Source organism: Bacillus cereus group sp. Bc010 (assembly GCF_027716745.1).
Lineage (GTDB): Bacteria > Bacillota > Bacilli > Bacillales > Bacillaceae_G > Bacillus_A > Bacillus_A pacificus.
This window is the reverse complement of sequence record NZ_JAQFUY010000001.1, coordinates 515,369-531,236: the sequence shown is the minus strand read 5'-3', so window position 1 is coordinate 531,236 and position 15,868 is coordinate 515,369. Positions and strand designations below refer to the sequence as shown.

The following is a 15,868-nucleotide window of genomic DNA, read 5'->3' as shown; positions in this document are numbered from 1 at the left end:
GTTATGAAAACAGTTCATGATGCACAATTATTTTTGTACTCTATTCTTCAAACGAATAAGCTGTACTATCTACTTTTATATTTTTCTAAATTTGCGAACTAAAGTGAACACTATACCTGCAAAAACCATCCATAAGCCCATTGTTGTACTGTTAGTTGTACTGCCCCCCGTGTTTGGAAGCTCTTTATATGTAGATTCTTTTTTATCGAAATTACTGTTGTTTTGGATATTACCGTTATTAGTACTACCTTTAGCTTTGCTAGCGTCTGTATCCTTCACTAATACTTTTTGTATTGCATGTACCTTATTACCTACAGAATCTGTCACACTATATATTATTTCAAAAGTACCAGCTTTAGTGGTATCTCCAATATCTTTATATACTACTTTAGAAGTAAGATCACCGTCTTCTTTATCCGTAGCTGATACACCTACCATCGGATTGAATTCATCTCCCTTAGTAATTGTAGTTGTAGAAGGTACTTTTAGTATTGGTATGTCATTCTTAACTTCTTCTCTACCTGTGACTGTTACAGTTTGTTTCGCAATTTCTTCATGGCCTTTAGAATTTGTAACTATATACGTTACTATGTAAGTACCGACTTTAGAGGTATCTACTTCCCCCTCAACTTTTACTTTAGAAGTAAGATCGCCGTCTTCTTTATCAATAGCTTTTACTTTTGCCATCGGATCGAATGATTCTCCTACAGTAATTGTCGCTGCAATAGGAACTGTTAATGTAGGTTTTAGATCTGATGTTTCTCCATCTCCCTCTACAATTACAGTCCGTGTTACCGTTGCTTTCCCACCTTGAGAATCAACGACAGAGTACTCCACAATGTATTTGCCTGGTTTAGAAGTGTCTACATCACCTTTATGTTCTACTCGAGTTGTTAAATCACCATCTTCTTTATCAATAGCTGTTATATTGCTCATTGGGTCAAACTTATCACCGACACGTAGTGTAATTGTTGGCGGTACTGTTAGCCCTGGGACTTGGTTTGCCTCAGTTTTTTCGTTTTCTTTCACTGGTCCTTTAATTTTTGCCGCATCAAAAGCTTTTTGGACCGTTTCAACCTCAATGGAATTTGCCCCATATTTATTTGTTGCAACTTTAAGACACGCTAATCTTAATTCAGAGAAATTAGAAGTCATGTTCAATTCATCAGTATTTGCATAATAGAAAATATCAAACATTTTATCTTCACCAATACCATTTACAGTTACACCGTTATGAGTACCACCTTGTGCAATTAAATATGCGACTTTATTAATAATACTTGAATTAAAATGAACGCCCTCATTATCCTCTCCGTTTAAATCACTGAATTTACTATAATCATCCGGATACGGTACTCCATCAAAAAATTTGACTGAAGATGGATCTTTCATATTACGGAGAACGGATCCACTTTGTTCTCCTATTGTCCAATTAAATTCTCCATTATTTACATATTTCTCAATAGCCGTTCCCATAATATCAGATAATGCCTCGTTAATTGCCCCGGATTCTCCAAAAAATTCAAGATTAGATTCACTAGATGTAACCGCATGTGTAAATTCATGGCCCGCTATGTCAAACGCTCTAACCATTGGATCACCATATATAAGCATACTAACATTGTTAATATTAGCGCTAAATGCATTCCCCCAATTTTTAGGATCATTTGTTTCTCCTGAATCCCATGCATGTACAACTGAAACTACTTTTTTTCCGTTATTATCAAAACTATTACGCTTATATTTGTCTTTATAAAAATCATATACGTTTGTCGCTAAGAAATGAGCACTTACCGCTTTTGGGTCATTAAATGTTGTTGATGTGCTAGTTGCTAATATACCAGGATAATATTTATCTTCAAAAGTAATATCTCTATAATTTACATCGTACGTCTCAATTCCTTGCCCTCTTGTATAATCGGCAAGCGCATACTTCCCGTTACTTTGTTCAGAAATACCAAATGTACGAGTTATTCCTAAATCATCTTTTCCAGTCCCGGTTAATGATTTAAAATTACTTTTTTTACTCTCCTGAATAGCTTCAACACGCTCTTCACTTACTTTTAAATCTGACTCTTGCACCATATTTTTCAACATATCACCACTATGAGCATCCACTAAATAAGTTCCAGATACATAGTTTGGTGTGGCAGCTGCAAATGTAACTTGATATGCATTTGTAGCCTGCCCACGATTTTCATCAACAAAAATAACTTCCTTAACTTCTGCCTCAGAAATAAATTGAATATCCTTTCCATACTTCGTATAAATATATTGTTTTGCTTCTTCTTTTGATAAATTAATAGGATTCTTTAAATCTTCTTTTGCTAAATTTTGTGCGCTGTCTCCTGAAACACTTTTAATAACACTTTTTTTATCTACATGAGCAGTCAATTGATGTCCATATACTTCTTTTCCTTCATATATTTGTTGCATACGCAAAAGTGTCGTCCCATCATATGAACTACGTTTTTGAAGAACCTTGTAATCTACCCCTTTGTCTCCACTAACTTGTTTTGGAGACAAAGCATGCTCTGTCTTTTCCTTAAGTGCATCTTTCACTACATTCTCTGGCGTCTTTTGTGATGGTTGTGTAAGTTCACCGGTACGAAACGAATCCTCTTGAACATCAACTTGCATTTGAACCATTTCCTCTGCATAACCTACCCCATATGGTGTTACACTTGCTAAAGCTAATCCTGTTGTTAATGCAACTATAGCTATTTCTTTTTTATTTTTCATGTTATTTTCCTCGTATAATTTTCTAAAATATGAAACTGCTAAAATCCATACAATTTATTCCTATCATAAAAAGATGACTTTTGTAATCAACAAAAGTCATCCCTTCAATATGTAATATCCCTAATATATTTTTAATGCATAATTTCTATATAAACAGAAAAAAGCATTCATTAACGAGCATTTTGCAATACTTTTATTAGGTCATTTATATTTTCAACTTTCTGCTGAAACTGATCAAATCTACTATGTAACAATGAAGGATTCTTATCTTCAGTTGAAATAACTTTTTTTAACTCCTGTTCTAATATATCATATGTATGAAAGAAATTATCAAATTCTACACTTACAAGTTCTTCATTTTCACGATAAAATCTTCTTGCTTCTATATAAGTCATATATGATTTATTTAAAAATCCTAATGAAACTAAATATTTAGAAGTGTTTTCTTGATAAATAGCAATATCACATGCTATTTTCATATCAGAATAAGTCTTTTGAACGAAACAATGCAACTCAACAATCTTAAGCTTTAATCCGTTATTCATTTTATCCCCTCCTATCTATTCTACATAAAAAAAGAATATTATACAAAGTAAAATATCAGTATAGTACAAAAATAAAAAGCGAAAGAATAACTTCTTTCGCTTTTTACAGTAATACATACATTTCATATTGTGCTAAAGAATTCTTTTCAAATCCAGTTTTCTTTAAAAACCCTTCCAGTAAACTGTTGTTTGGAAAACTAATTAATAAGCTTTCTAAATTCAACTCATCTCTTGCTACTTGTAATAATTTTGATCCAATACCACGATTTCTATACTCTTTGTCTACGAAAATAAAACTAATTTTACCTTGTTCATTTATACATATAGAACCTTTTAAATCATTATCGACATATGCGCCATAAAATGTATGATTTGTTTTTTCGATATAATCCATATCATTTTGCCAGTTTATATGGAAGTGTAACCATTTCTGAATTTCAACTTTAAAAGCAGGGAATTCTAATTGTTTTACTTCAATTCCCTTACATTCTTTATGTATTATTTTAGTCATATCTTTTAAATTATAATAAGATAGATCGTACACTTTTTCATAGCCTAATTTATTATAAAAACGAATCGCCCGGTCATTGCCTACAATGACTTCAAGGAAAAGTTGCTTACACTCATTTTGAATCGCCTCTTCTTTATGTAATTCAAATAACTTTTGGCTCACACCAATACCACGGTAATTGGGATGAACTGCTAATGTTCCGCAGCGCATTGTTTTTATGTTTTCATAATCCTTTATCCCGCCAAGTATTACACCAACAGATTTATTACCCTCTAAAGCAACAAATGAATGTTTTAGTGAATTCCCTTCAGCTCCAAAAAATCTTTTTATAAAATCTTCCTTTGAAACTTCCATTTTAATAATGTAATCTGAAAAGCCATCTCTAAAAGCTTCATACACTAAATCTATATTTATCTCACTGCATCTTTTATATTGAATCATATAAAATTATCCCCCACTTACTCGTGTTAAACTAATGTTCAAATATATAAGATCTACTAGTCACATCATACTTTAATTTTGAATTCTACTGCTTAATTTGAAATGAACGGACACTTCCCTACATATCTGTCACTATTAATTTGTTTTATAACAAATGGTGCAATATTAACCCCTCTTACTATCTATGATTTACTACATTAATCTCATATACACGTAAAAAAGCAATTAAATGCTCACACGCTCGTTCACATGCTAACATTTTAAAGATTTTTTGTTCCTCTTTCGTTTTATCATTCGCTTGATCTGAAGCAGCTTTTAAACATAGAAAAGGTTTGTTATTGATTTGGCACACATAAGCAAAAGCTGCCACTTCTTGATCAACCGCTAATGCTCCATATACAGTATGGAGTAAATATCTCATTTCTGAACTACGAATACGTTGATCTCCAGATAAAAATGTACCATAATGAATCGGATCATATGATCGTATCTTTTTTATTCTTCTTACAAGCCACTTTGTTGTTTCAATAGGTGCTGTCCTACCATTATATAAATTAAAAACATCTTCCCCCGAACCGGCAGCAGTAACATCGTGTTGTATTGCATTAAGAGCTACTACAATATGTCCATTTTTCACCTTATTTGATAGACTTCCACATATTCCTGTCATAAACAACTCATCTGGCTGAAACTCACTAATTAATAATTGTACACAACTTGCACAGCTTACTTTCCCAACTCCAGTTATAACTGAAATAATTTCCAGATCATTTATAGTATGAAAATGAAATTCCCAAGCTGCTCTTTTTTCAATACGTTTACTTGGATAATATTGATGCAAATACGTAAGTTCAGGTTCCCAAGCTGCTACAATTGCAATACGTTTCATTACACGCTTCACTTCCCCTATTGTTATCATGTAAATACTTTATCTATCCTCTCTCGTTCATAATCTGGAATCCACTCTTTATATTTCTCATATAAAGTGAAACTTTAATCAGCCCTCACCAATCGGACTTTTATGGGCAGCCCGATCTCCACCTAACTTCTTTGTTTTCGCTGAATTTTGAGGTGGGGGTCTTACTGCCCATTAAAGCGGGATAAACTTCGTATTGTTTCTTTATTCTTCGTAATTACTTCACTTCCTCTATCATCATACATAAACATAATAATATCTTTTGTTATATTTATGAGAAATACATCTGGATAAGAAGTTTCTTTTTTCGTCCAAAACGAGGAAAACGATTTGGAAAACCTTTATAATTCGGTGTTTAAATAGGTCGCTTATGCTTTATATCACCAGTGAACCATTTTAATGAAAATTGATATGTACAATACAAAGCAACTTCTTCATCTTTAAATAAAAATGGCATTGTTTCTTGCCTTATATGATGCTTTAAGTCTCTTTTCTAAATAAATCGTCTATATATTTATTTTCTGTAGATTTTTCACATTTTCCTTTTTCAATCGATAACCATTTGTTATTAAAAACACTTTATCTTCTTTTGAAAATATATCTTCAAATAAGTGTTTATTAAATGTACGGCACTAATGTAACCCCAGAAAATCTTTGATTCATTTATTTTCTTAGCTACATTTTCATACCCTTTCTACTCTACAATTTCTTTTAACTGCCAATATGATTCTTCTAACCAAGGATGCAAAACTTTCAACTTATCTTTTCTATCCCACAAATATGAAATATATGCAAAAGCAGCATGTTCTAAAGATTTTTCTAATCCTTTTTTTACTTCTGCTAAATATGGTGGCGCTCCATTTTGATCCCATTCTATTTTATCAGCAACAAATAACACTAAATCCATTTTCGTTGCATGTTTACGTAGTGTAGTATGGCAGCAAATTGCATTCAAAATTTCTTCATCATCCACTTTAAATATCTCTTTTGCAATTACTTTCGATAACTTTTGATGAATAATCATTGGAAATTCTCGTTCTTCTTGTAATATCTCTATTCCAAATTGCTCAGCAACTACAATCCGATCTTCATTTGGAAAGATTGCACTAATATCATGTAAATATGCTGCAATTGCTGCCTTTTCTTCATTTACATGATACATAACTGCAATTTTACGAGACTCATTTGCCACTCGAATTGAATGTTTATATGTAACTTCTTTATTGTATTTTAATAGAAAAGCTTTTATATCATTTTCAATTTTTCCAGTTGGAGTAAATGAGTATATATCCTTATATAGCATCGTATGTCCCCTTCTTCCTAACTTTCAATATAACGCTGTATTTAAATATCCTTTTTATTTGTATTCGTTATTAATGTTTTAATCCCTTTTTTATACGTTACATGAAATTTTATAGAGAATCATTCCTACAAAACACATAAATGTTTGATATTATAGTAATGTTAATGATTTGTAAGGAAAGGAACTACATAATGAATAAAAACATATTAATTATTGATGACGATAAAGAAATTGTTGAATTACTTGCTGTTTATTTGCGAAATGAAGGCTATAACATTTATAAAGCATACGATGGCGATGAAGCATTGCAAATGATTTCTACATATGAAGTTGACCTTATGATTTTGGATATTATGATGCCAAAACGAAACGGATTAGAAGTTTGCCAAGAGGTTCGTGAGAATAATACTGTACCTATTCTTATGTTGAGTGCAAAAGCAGAGGATATGGATAAAATATTAGGTCTTATGACTGGTGCAGACGATTATATGATTAAACCATTCAATCCATTAGAATTAGTAGCTAGAGTGAAAGCTTTACTACGAAGATCATCTTTCCAAAATGCCACTTCTTCCAAAAATGAAGATGGTATGATTCGCATTCGTTCTGCTGAAATACACAAACATAATCATACAGTTAAAGTCAATGGAGAATATATTAAGCTTACATCTATTGAATTTGATATTTTATATTTACTTGCGAGTAATACGGGGAGAGTATTTAGTTCCGAAGAAATTTTTGAACGTGTTTGGAATGAAGATGGTTATGGTTCAAATAAAACTGTAATGGTCCACATTAGTAATTTACGGGACAAACTTGAAACAGGAATGAATGGAGAAAAATTTATTCATACTGTTTGGGGAGTGGGCTATAAAATTGAGAAATGAAGCATTTGATATATTAAAGGATATCCCAAAGTGGAAGTTAATTTTTTGGTTCATGTTAGCTATCACACTTACCCCTATTACTGAATTAATTATATATCGTCTTGTTACAAGTGTAATTGAAAGTTCACTTACATTAAGCGAACTCGGCAAAGAGTTCATTAGAATTTTTGGTTATGAAAAATATAAAGGAATAAAAGAATCTCTTTGGATGATGATCGTCTCTTATTTATTTTTATTTTCGATTTTCTCATCTTACCTATACATTTTTTACCGTCATGAAAGAAAGCTTTACTATGAAACTTGCATTAAAAAAATGATAGAAGAGATTCGTTATATTGCAAATGGAAACTTCAATCATAAAGTTTCTATCGTAAACCATAATTATTTGGAAGAGTTAGCAAGCGGGGTTAATCAAATTGTTGAACAATTGAAAGTCTCAATTGATGAAGAAAGACAGGCAGAACAAGCAAAAAGTGAATTGATTACAAATGTATCACATGATTTACGCACTCCTCTTACCTCTATAGTTGGATACGTGAATTTAATCCACCATGATAATTATAGAGATGAAGTGGAATTACGTCATTATATACAAGTCATTTATGATAAAGTAACCCGTCTTAATGCATTAATGAATGATTTGTTTGAATATACACGTGTTCAAAATAAAGAATTAAGTTTATATTCTGTCCCTATTGATATTGTAGAACTTCTTGGACAATTAACCGTTCAATTTCGAATACAGCTTCAAGAGGCTAATATTGATTGTCGCCCCTTTTTCCCATCAAAGAAGTTAATGGTATTAGCTGATGGAGACAAATTAGTGCGCGTATTTGAAAATCTAATTATTAATGCTATCGCTTACGGTAACGATGGTGATTATATTGATATTACTGCTTATGAAAGTAATAATATGATCGCAATCGATATAACCAATTACGGCCAACCTATTCCTAGTACCGATTTACCTCATATTTTTGAACGTTTTTATCGCGTTGAGAAATCGCGCTCTACAAACACTGGTGGATCTGGACTCGGATTGGCAATTGCAAAAAGTATTGTCGAATTGCATAAAGGAACAATTGAAGTGTATAGTGATGACAAAAAAACAACATTCACTGTAAAACTACAACCATATAAATGTTAATACAGCTTAATTTTAGGTCCAATTTCTTACGATATAAGAAATTGGACCTTTCATTTTCCAGCAACATCCAAATTTTAATAATCCTTTATAATTCTTTAGAAATTCTTTACCTTTTCTTTCTTCCTAATTAAGCATTCCTTTTTACAATATTATTATCGATGTCATAATAGGAGGATCGCTTATGCAATTCTTAAAAAAATTCGCTATTTTATTATTATCTTTTTTTATTACCGCACTTATCGTTTTATATTTTTACCTTTATGTAAATGGCCCAATTATTCAAGCTAAATCAGCTATTTTAATAGATGCTCATTCTGGTGAAGTTGTTTATAAAAAAAATGAAGAAACTCCTATACAATCAGCTACTTTATCTAAATTAATGACTGAATATATCACACTGGAACAACTAAATGAAGGAACTATACAGTTAGATGAAGTAGTAAAAATAAGTAACGAAGTTTTCCGAGCAGAAACGAGTCCTATACAAGTAACTTCGAAAGATAAAACGACGGTTCGTGATTTACTTCATACACTGTTATTGACAGGAAATAATCGTTCCGCACTTGCTCTTGCAGAACACATCGCTGGAAACGAAGATAAATTCACACAGTTAATGAATGAAAAAGCAAAACACCTAAAGTTATCACAATCATCTCCGTTTCTAAACGCTACTGGAATGAATAACGATACAAATAAACTTTCAACTACAACAGCAATTGAAGTTGCTAAACTAGCAACACAATTAGTAACAGACTTTCCAGATGTACTGAACGTTACAAAACTAACCTCTTACCAGTTCACCTTCAAAGATACGAAAGTTTTCAACACCAATAAAATGATTTATTCCCTTAATAAAAACATTAAACACCAAGGTGTTGATGGCTTACAAACTAGTTTTTCAACTAATGGTAATTATAGTTTTGTCAGTACAGCAAAACGAGGAGATACTAGACTTATTTCAGTAATATTAGACGCCGAAAATGAAAACAGTACTTTTATTGAAACAAAAAAGTTACTTCAGTACGGCTTTGATCCTTCTTCATACTCTGCACTCCAAGCGTTTAAAGATGCTGTTACATCTTGGGCAGTTTTGCTTCAGTTTAAAAATTTGATTATACAAACATTGTTAATTTTCTTCATTATAACAATTTTAATGTTCTTACATATACGTCAGAAAAAATCCGAGGATTTCAACTAGGAAATCTTCTTATATATATAAAACAGCTTGCATTTTCAGTGCAAGCTGTTTTATAAATCTATAGTCCTCTCCCAATTAAACTCGCTGAAACAGGCTGAAGATTTAACTCCCTCGCCCATATAGATAACTGACCGATATGGTGAATTTCATGTACAATTACGTGCCTTAAGACCTCACCATATGTATATGTTTTATCTGTCCATGAAGCTTTTAATATTTTACCTTCTAAGTTAGCTGACCATACTTGTAAAAAATCTTCTATTTCTCTTTTATATAAATCAGATAACGCTTTCACTTTTTGGATAGATTGATACTCTTTAAACTGCGGTGCCCGATCTTCTTTTTCTTGAAGCGCATTAATCCAGCTATACTCAACATCAACAATATGAAATAATGTTTCTAAAATACTTCCAACACCACCAACACGTTTGCGGAGTAATTCTTCCTCTGAAAGTTGCTCACACCACTTAAACCAATCATCTCTTACTTGCCAATTGTATCGAAATAAAGTGTACACGTTTATCCCTCCCCTACCTCAATTATCCACTTAATAGCATCTATCATATAATGTGGTTCATCTTTTTGAATATAATGACCACTTTGTTCTGCAATTATTAGTTTATTTTTGTTTGATAATCTTAATAATTCTTCTTGCAATTGTAACCATTTTATTTGTGCATCTTGCGAATAAAAAGCTTTTTTACCAGCAGCTAACACGACGAGTGGAATATCTCTCGTCGACTGACAATGTTTATCTGCTTCACCTAGACTAAACATAAACTCTTCATAAGAACTTTCATGTACAAATTGTTTATAGTAAGCTTCTTGAAATTCAGGAGACATGATCGGCAAAAAAGCTTCTTTATAATTTTCTGGTGTCGAATCAACTAAAACTACTCCCATCATATTCTCGGGATAAAAAGTCGTAAATAAACGTGCATTTATACCGCCAAAAGAATGTCCTATGAAAATATAAGGCGGTTTCAGTTGCAATTTCTCTAAGCAACTTCTTAATTCTTTTATCATTTCAGAACTAATACGTCGTTTGGAACTAACCCCACTTTTCCCCAATCCCGCTCGATCATATGTAAGTACAGTCCCAAATTCAGTCAGTTCTTCAGCAATATGCTCCCATGCCTTTGAATAATCGCCATAACCTGCATCCATTATAATAACTGGCTGCAACTTCTTTCCTTGAAATACTCTTGAATACATTCTAAAATCATCAACTTGTACATATTTTTCTATACTTTTAACCATCGACGATCACTTCTCTTCGATTAAGTTCCTCTTCAATTTGATTAATTATTTCATCTACAGATAAAGATCCATCCAAAACAATATCTGAATTTGGCTTTACAGTATGAAGCGCCTCCAAATAAGCTTTTCTAGCATATGTTATATAATGCTTTAAATCATTATGTATTTCACTCCTTGTATCTTCCTTAAAATCTCGCAAAATTCTTCTAGCCATCGCAATATCTAAAGGCGTATCTATAAATATAGTTACATCAATAAATTGCCGCATTTCACTATTTAAGTATGCAAAAGGATAATCTACAATAATATAATCTACATTACTATCTCGTATAAAATGCTGAATATCCTTAATTAATGGTTTGAGTACCCATTCATCATAATTTGCTCCATCATCAATCCATTTACAAATATCTGCAGGACAGTTATCAAAGTGGTAGCTATCAAAATATAGAGCTTTTGAATTTATTAACTTATAAGTTAATCTTTCTGTAACAGTAGTTTTACCTCCCCCTGAAACAGCTGCAATTGTAATGATTTTCGTCTTTTTATTCATAATTTTCCCCCAACCCTCTTTTAATTAACATAATATAATTATAGGAAATGATTATTTTTTAGCTCTCCATTCATATTCTAACATACTCATTTCCCATAAATTCCAATACATTTCCCCTACTTTTTTTGACTCTCTTAATAAACCTTCTTTTACAAATCCTATTTTTTCATAACATGAAATGGCTGATGTATTAAAATCATAAACACCAAGTGTTACTCTATGTAGTTTTAATTCTTCAAAAGCAACATGAAGTACTGCTTTCATCATATGTTTCCCTATAGAACGTCCTCGCATTTTCGTATCACCAACTAGTACTTTTCCAATTCTTGCAGATCTATTTATATTATCAATTTGTCCAAGTGAAATATGACCAATTACTTCTTTAGTCTCTTCATCTATTACTTTAAATGCAAGTGTATTTATACTTTCTATATATTGTTCTAATTGCTGATCATTTAAAGGATATGTAAATGCATTTCCTGACCATTGTATTAAAAAATCCTCAGAATGAATCCAGTTCATTAACTGTTTAAAATCCTTTCTTTTAAAAGGCTCTAGTCTAATCATTCCTATTCTCCTTTCTTAAAGCATTATTTTTAGCCTCAACCTTAATTCTACGTAAAGAATATATTCTCCTTTTATACAAAATTAAAATAAAGCCATTCATATGAATGGCTTTACAAATAAACAGCATAATTATGCTTTATTTGCTACATCGACACCATTAAAATCAAACTCAGCAGTAACCGTTGTAACAGGTGGGAAAATTGCTTCAATTTTGCAAATGGAAATAATTACTCCAACCGATCCAGGAATAGCTGCAAGCTTAACTACATCACAACTTACAGACGAAACAGTACCTACATAAGTACGTCCCTCTGTATTAATTTGAACTGTTCGATTAATTAATTTCTTAAGTTCATCTCTAATTCCTTGTACACAAGAATTATCACATTTCTCATGCTGTTCTTTTTTACACTCTTCGAATACTTCCCAACAATCATCCTGTTTACATGTACACTTCTTTTTACAATTATTAAATCGAGAACCCAATACCTCACCCCCTAATCCTTTCTATTAGTAAAGTATGTCCACTAGCTAAAAAGGGTACGAGGCAAACACATAGAAAGAAAAAAACAAACGATTGTACTAAACTCTTCTTGCATTATTAACTATAAAAACATACCTCTCCTAATTAAAAGCTTGTTTCATTAGAAGCCGTGAATTTATTCCTACTTCATTTAATGTTTAAGCACCACTTTCTAAAAAAATCTTTTTTCTTTTAAATAAGTCGCCCCTTAAAGGTGCACCAGATTTCCCCATTGCTTCACATATACATAGACTTTGTTTGCGCTAATATAGTAGGTTTTTCCTTCGCTATTATGAAATATACATTCAGAAAAGCGTACTCCAAAATAAGATATTATTTATAAACATAACGTTTTCTTCAACAAGTGTTTATTGAACAATATCATAAATAAAAGTTCTCTCTACTATCTCTTGAAAATTAGCATAGTTTGTATGAACTCTATATCAAGTAGAAAGCACTCTATCATATAAAGGTAAAATAGTAGGTTAATAAACAAGCCATTTTTTTATTAAAACATAGAATAATATGAACACTATTGAAAGGAGGTAGAAATGAATGTCCTGGAAAAATGATTGCTGGAGTTCTCAAAAAAAGCATTGTTGTAATGATTGGTGGAAATCTAAAGAAAAACATCATTGTGATGATGATTGGAGTTCTCAGAAAAAGCGTTGTAATGATGATTGGTGGAAATCTAAAGAAAAGTGTCATTGTGATGATGATTGGAGTTCTCAGGAAAAACATTGTAATGATGATTGGTGGAAATCTAAAGAAAAGTGTCATCGTGATGATGATTGGAGTTCTAAACGAAATAAGTGTCGTTGTAAATGTTTCTTTATTTGTTGCCATTGTAAAAGGAAGAATTGGTAATATTTTCGATGTCAACTTAAAGGCAAGAATATGTCTTTTAGAACCAATCGGGCTTTTCCGGAAAGTTGATCCCACACCTACTTCCTTGCTTTCGCTGAATTTTGAAGTGGGGGCATTACTGTCTGGCAAATAGCAAGATAAATACTAGAATGTAATATATAAAAAGCTGACTGAGTATAGTCAGCTTTTTATATATTAACGCGTAAAGGTTTAAACAGACATATAAGCAGTCACGCTTTGTCATCACCTTGTTGTTGTAAATTAATATTTCTCCATTGAATAAACATCCCATAATATCGTATTTAGATTAAAACTATAAAACATACTTAACACCAATAGTAGAATTTTTCTTCTTCATCAACTGCACTTCTTCTCTTTTCATAAAAATAAAAAAGGAGCACTATTTATATAGAGCTCCTTTCTAACTTTATAATTTACTAGACTGCAACCCCTGAATAAACGGAACTACCTCAGGATTCACAAGTGACGATAAATCGCCTAATTCTTTTCCTAAATAAGCGGCTTTAATGACGCGTCGCATTACTTTAGAATTACGTGTTTTCGGTAAATCTTCTACAACGTGAATATCTTTTGGACATAATGCTTTTCCAATATGAGAGTTTACTAAACTCATTAATTCTTTCTTTAATTCTTCAGTAAATGTTACATTATCTCTTAATACTACAAAACAATGACAGACTTCACCTTTTACATCATCTGGTACACCAATCGCGGCAGCTTCTATGACATCATTATGCTTTACAAGAATTGATTCATATTCAGCAGGTCCAATACGTTTCCCAGCAATGTTTAACGTATCATCCGAGCGTCCTGTAATAATATATTGCTCACCATCGTAAACAACCCAGTCACCATGAACCCATTTATTTTCAAAACGTGACCAATATGTGTTCACATAACGCTCATCGTCTTCCCAGAAACTTTTCGTCATACCAACCCAAGGTTTCTCTAAACATAATTCTCCAACTTCATCACGAATCGGATTGCCTTGATCATCGAGCACAACCGCTGCCATTCCTGGTAAAGAAGCGTTAAAGCTAATCGGTGCAATTGGTTTAATAAGGACGTTCCCGAAAATCCCACCAGAAATTTCAGTCCCGCCTGAATAGTTACAAATTGGTACATTACTTTTTCCAACTGTTTCAAATAGCCACATCCAAGGATCTGGATTCCAAGGCTCACCTGTTGAAGCAAATACTTCTAAACTCTTGAGTGAATGTTTATTTACATACTTATCACCTTTTGCCATTAACGCACGAATTAATGTTGGTGATATACCGAGATGTGTAATTTCATATTTATCAACTGTCTCCCATAAACGATCTGCTTCTGGAAAGTCCGGAACACCTTCATACATAACCATCGTTGCTCCATTAATGAGAGAGCCAAATAATAAAAATGGTCCCATCATCCATCCCATATCAGTTACCCATAATACGCGGTCACCTTGTTTGATATTCATTCCAAATCCCGCATCAAAAGCTGCTTTTAAAGGAAATCCAGCATGAGTGTGTACTGTCCCTTTCGGTTTTCCAGTAGTACCTGATGTATAAATGAGCATTAATGGATCATCACTATGCATTTCTTCAGCATGTACAAATGGTTTTTCTTTTTCTAACGTACTCCATGAGAAATCATAATTATGCGGTGTAAAATCATTTCCTGCATGACGCACGATAACAACTTTTTCAACAGTTGGACAATGCTCACAAGCTTTATCTACTTCATCTTTTAATGAAACAATTTTACCTCGGCGTGAAAAACCATCTGCAGTAATAATCATTTTAGACCCTGCCGCTTGTACACGTGTCATGACTGCATCAGATGCAAATCCTGAGAATATTGGTGAAATAATTGCTCCGATCTTCATAACCGCTAGCATCGCAACAACGGTTTCTGGAATCATCGGCATATAAATTGTGACACGATCACCTTTTTCAATACCCGCATGTTTCAAACCGTTTGCAACGCGACTTACCCAGCTATCAAGCTCCTCATATGTAAATGATTTTGAAGTTCCATTTTCCCCTTCATACTGAAGTGCTGGTTGTGTCCTCGTTTCATCATCTGCAAGCCAGCGTGATAAAACCGATTCTACAACATTACATGTTCCGCCATTATACCACTGTGCAAATGGCGTACCATTTTCTAAATCTAGCACTTCTGTATAAGGTTTCATCCATTGATAGCCAACTGCTTTCTCAGCTTCTCCCCAAAACCAAGCTGTTTCTTCGATTGACTTATTATAAAACGTTTCATAATCTTCATAGCCCAATGATTTCATCCAACCATATAAACGCGTTTTTTCTTTATACTCTTCTGTTGGAAACCAAACTGCTTGTTTCAATGTTTTCCCCTCCTTGACTTTTTGAGCAAGAAAGCCCTAA

Annotated in this window: 15 protein-coding genes and 2 pseudogenes; 4 read left to right on the top strand and 13 right to left on the bottom strand. The window is 32.5% G+C overall.

Going from position 1 to position 15,868, the window contains the following annotated elements; all coding sequences use genetic code 11:
• Positions 1-75: 75 nt before the first annotated feature.
• The 7 genes and pseudogenes from PDQ68_RS02705 to yqeK all read right to left on the bottom strand — a co-directional run bounded on the left by PDQ68_RS02705 (position 76) and on the right by yqeK (position 6,458).
• The gene (locus tag PDQ68_RS02705) at positions 76-2,742 is read right to left on the bottom strand and encodes a M4 family metallopeptidase (protein ID WP_061182908.1); all 2,667 of its coding nucleotides are present in this window, start codon (positions 2,740-2,742) and stop codon (positions 76-78) included.
• A gap of 170 nt (positions 2,743-2,912) precedes the next feature.
• Positions 2,913-3,287 (bottom strand): hypothetical protein, encoded by a 375-nt coding sequence (locus PDQ68_RS02700; protein WP_016717541.1) that lies wholly within the window; start codon positions 3,285-3,287, stop codon positions 2,913-2,915.
• A 103-nt stretch (positions 3,288-3,390) separates the two neighbouring features.
• Positions 3,391-4,239 carry a GNAT family N-acetyltransferase gene (locus PDQ68_RS02695; RefSeq protein ID WP_061182907.1) on the bottom strand — a complete coding sequence of 283 codons (849 nt, stop codon included), beginning with the start codon at positions 4,237-4,239 and terminating at the stop codon, positions 3,391-3,393.
• A gap of 92 nt (positions 4,240-4,331) precedes the next feature.
• A pseudogene (locus tag PDQ68_RS02690) lies at positions 4,332-4,406 on the bottom strand (NADH-flavin reductase); the annotation flags it as partial.
• An 11-nt stretch (positions 4,407-4,417) separates the two neighbouring features.
• Positions 4,418-5,155 carry a phosphorylase family protein gene (locus tag PDQ68_RS02685; protein WP_116733359.1) on the bottom strand — a complete coding sequence of 246 codons (738 nt, stop codon included), beginning with the start codon at positions 5,153-5,155 and terminating at the stop codon, positions 4,418-4,420.
• 164 nt (positions 5,156-5,319) lie between these two features.
• Positions 5,320-5,781 (bottom strand): annotated as a pseudogene (locus PDQ68_RS02675) (DUF3885 domain-containing protein); the annotation flags it as partial.
• Positions 5,782-5,849: 68 nt separating this feature from the next.
• Positions 5,850-6,458 (bottom strand): bis(5'-nucleosyl)-tetraphosphatase (symmetrical) YqeK, encoded by a 609-nt coding sequence (gene yqeK / locus PDQ68_RS02670; protein ID WP_061182906.1) that lies wholly within the window; start codon positions 6,456-6,458, stop codon positions 5,850-5,852.
• Between the two features lie 191 nt (positions 6,459-6,649).
• Here yqeK and PDQ68_RS02665 point away from each other — a divergent pair, with 191 nt between their 5' ends.
• The 3 genes from PDQ68_RS02665 to PDQ68_RS02655 all read left to right on the top strand — a co-directional run bounded on the left by PDQ68_RS02665 (position 6,650) and on the right by PDQ68_RS02655 (position 9,690).
• Entirely contained in the window at positions 6,650-7,345 is a 696-nt protein-coding gene (locus PDQ68_RS02665) for a response regulator transcription factor (RefSeq protein WP_001038817.1), read from the top strand.
• Positions 7,335-8,492, top strand: a complete 1,158-nt coding sequence (locus tag PDQ68_RS02660) for a sensor histidine kinase (protein ID WP_001243288.1) — start codon at positions 7,335-7,337, stop codon at positions 8,490-8,492. The genes PDQ68_RS02665 and PDQ68_RS02660 overlap by 11 nt, the downstream gene beginning before the upstream one ends.
• Before the next feature lie 181 nt (positions 8,493-8,673).
• The gene (locus tag PDQ68_RS02655; protein ID WP_016717536.1) at positions 8,674-9,690 is read left to right on the top strand and encodes a D-alanyl-D-alanine carboxypeptidase family protein; all 1,017 of its coding nucleotides are present in this window, start codon (positions 8,674-8,676) and stop codon (positions 9,688-9,690) included.
• A 58-nt stretch (positions 9,691-9,748) separates the two neighbouring features.
• On the opposite strand, the gene PDQ68_RS02650 is transcribed toward PDQ68_RS02655, so the two are convergent.
• The 5 genes from PDQ68_RS02650 to PDQ68_RS02630 form a co-directional block, all read right to left on the bottom strand.
• Positions 9,749-10,207 carry a DinB family protein gene (locus PDQ68_RS02650; protein WP_061182905.1) on the bottom strand — a complete coding sequence of 153 codons (459 nt, stop codon included), beginning with the start codon at positions 10,205-10,207 and terminating at the stop codon, positions 9,749-9,751.
• Between the two features lie 2 nt (positions 10,208-10,209).
• The gene (locus tag PDQ68_RS02645) at positions 10,210-10,950 is read right to left on the bottom strand and encodes an alpha/beta hydrolase (protein WP_061182904.1); all 741 of its coding nucleotides are present in this window, start codon (positions 10,948-10,950) and stop codon (positions 10,210-10,212) included.
• Positions 10,943-11,503, bottom strand: coding sequence for a nucleoside/nucleotide kinase family protein (locus PDQ68_RS02640; protein WP_061182903.1), 561 nt, complete (start codon positions 11,501-11,503; stop codon positions 10,943-10,945). The genes PDQ68_RS02645 and PDQ68_RS02640 overlap by 8 nt, the downstream gene beginning before the upstream one ends.
• A 51-nt stretch (positions 11,504-11,554) precedes the next feature.
• Positions 11,555-12,070 (bottom strand): GNAT family N-acetyltransferase, encoded by a 516-nt coding sequence (locus PDQ68_RS02635; RefSeq protein WP_061182902.1) that lies wholly within the window; start codon positions 12,068-12,070, stop codon positions 11,555-11,557.
• 129 nt (positions 12,071-12,199) lie between these two features.
• The gene (locus tag PDQ68_RS02630) at positions 12,200-12,556 is read right to left on the bottom strand and encodes a hypothetical protein (RefSeq protein ID WP_000535574.1); all 357 of its coding nucleotides are present in this window, start codon (positions 12,554-12,556) and stop codon (positions 12,200-12,202) included.
• Between the two features lie 572 nt (positions 12,557-13,128).
• Here PDQ68_RS02630 and PDQ68_RS02625 point away from each other — a divergent pair.
• Complete coding sequence (locus PDQ68_RS02625; protein WP_201027244.1) at positions 13,129-13,593, top strand: hypothetical protein; 465 nt, start codon at positions 13,129-13,131, stop codon at positions 13,591-13,593.
• Between the two features lie 294 nt (positions 13,594-13,887).
• On the opposite strand, the gene PDQ68_RS02620 is transcribed toward PDQ68_RS02625, so the two are convergent.
• On the bottom strand, positions 13,888-15,828 hold the full coding sequence (locus PDQ68_RS02620) for an AMP-binding protein (protein WP_000806485.1): 1,941 nt from the start codon (positions 15,826-15,828) through the stop codon (positions 13,888-13,890).
• Positions 15,829-15,868 lie beyond the last annotated feature (40 nt).